Annotated in this window: 1 pseudogene; it reads left to right on the top strand. The window is 64.8% G+C overall.

What is annotated here, in order from left to right:
* Positions 1 to 378, top strand: a pseudogene (locus tag ACM6G4_RS22535) (type IV secretion protein Rhs); the annotation flags it as partial.

Here is a 378-nt window from a genome sequence, read left to right as displayed (position 1 = left end):
AGCCAGCATCTGGTCGCCGTCACCGACGCGCTGGGCCAGACCACCACGCTGGAACGCAAACCCGACGGCGAAGTGCTGCGTATCAACCACCCGGACGGCAGCGCCGAGTCGTTCACCTACAACGCCCTCGGCCAGGTGCTCAGCCATACCGACGGCAAAGGTCAGACCACGCGCCTGCTACGCACCGCCCGTGGCTTGCCGAGCAGCCGCCAGGACGCCAAGGGCCAGCGCATCCGCTACGAATACGACCCGGCGATTCGCCTGACCACGCTGATCAACGAAAGCAACGCGGCGTACCAGTTCGCCTACGATGCGTGCGACCGGTTGATCGAAGAGAAACGCATCGACAACCTGACCCGGCGCTTCAGCTACAACCTC

Source organism: Pseudomonas sp. IT-P258, from assembly GCF_949767825.1.
Classification (GTDB): Bacteria; Pseudomonadota; Gammaproteobacteria; order Pseudomonadales; family Pseudomonadaceae; genus Aquipseudomonas; species Aquipseudomonas monachiensis.
This window is presented reverse-complemented; position numbering and strand designations above follow the sequence as displayed.